The sequence below is a fragment of the Falsihalocynthiibacter sp. S25ZX9 genome, assembly GCF_041205405.1.
Classification (GTDB): domain Bacteria; phylum Pseudomonadota; class Alphaproteobacteria; order Rhodobacterales; family Rhodobacteraceae; genus Falsihalocynthiibacter; species Falsihalocynthiibacter arcticus.
Map to the genome: position 1 here is coordinate 1 of NZ_JBGFCD010000057.1, position 1270 is coordinate 1270.

The window sequence follows — 1270 nt, forward strand, 5'->3', positions numbered from 1 at the left end:
GCGTTGAGGGCTAGGCCGTGCTCAACTAGATCCATAATTATCTCCGCTTCGATCCTGGGGCGGGTTACTCCCCCCCTTGTACTGAGCAGAGCCCGGCATTCGGGCGGCAACGGCGACACCTCAAACGCGTCGGCGTCGCACCAGTGACGCTTCCCGTGGCGATGAAGTCCAGTGGAAAGAACAAGTGAGAAAGGCAGACAATACACCACGTAGGCGCAATCACGGCCTTGACCAAGACTGCTGTCAAAATCTCAACGGATGGCATGCATGCGCACTTTGGCAAGACTACGAGGGTGAAGAGAGGCAAACCCAAGAACGGCAGGATCTGACATGTTGGCACCAAGCGCGTTTTGAGACCCATTGGGAAGTCCCAAAACGCCGAAAGCCACCGAAGGAGGCTTGTTTGCCGGTATTGGTTGCGGGAGGAGGCAACCAGCGTGGCAGAACTAAGCTGAGGTGCTTCGCCTAAGGGCAGCATACATGCCTAAGGTATATTTCTTTTTCTAGTGCAGCAATCGTCGCTAAGGGCGGTGGCCTCAACTGGTCGACGCAACACTCTAATCTTTTGGAAAAGATGGAGTGTTTGCCATGAAATATCGTCGTAGGATTTATTATTCAACTGAACAGCGTGCTGAGATTTGGGATAGGTGGCAGCGAGGCGAGTCGATGAGGTCGATTGGGCGCGTTTTTGATCGCCAATCATCCTCAGTCTTTTCCGTGATCTCACCAACGGGTGGGATACGCCCACCAGATCGCAGACGCGGCAGGTCAGCATTGAGCCTTTCTGAGCGCGAAGAAATATCCCGCGGGCTGAGCACCGAGCAGTCCTTGCGTGCGATTGCGCGTCAGTTGCGACGTGCGCCCTCGACGATCAGCCGAGAGGTGGGGCGCAATGGTGGCCTTGCAGGTTATCGTGCAACCGCGTCTGATCAAGCGGCGTGGGATCGGGCGCGGCGTCCCAAGATGTGCAAGCTGGCTTGTCACCCGAAGTTGGCCTGCGCAGTATCAGCAAAGCTGCGGCGCAAGTGGTCTCCCGAGCAGGTTGCGGGCTGGCTCAAACGCGCTTTCCCAGGAGAGGCGCACAAACAGGTGTCACACGAAACGATCTACAGAAGCCTTTATATACAGGCGCGAGGCGTCCTTAAAAAGGAACTCCTGGAGCATCTGCGCGCAAGACGGACTGTCAGGCGCTCCAAACACGCCAGCCAGAAGCGCAACGGGAATGGCCAGATTAAGAATGCTGTATCTATCAGCGAAAGGCCTGCGTCCG

1 protein-coding gene is annotated in these 1270 nt (G+C 56.4%); it reads left to right on the forward strand.

The window, feature by feature from the left end:
• Positions 1–588 precede the first annotated feature (588 nt).
• Positions 589–1270 (forward strand): IS30 family transposase (locus tag AB9F29_RS21225; RefSeq protein ID WP_369757167.1); only part of this gene is annotated, 682 nt, incomplete at its 3' end.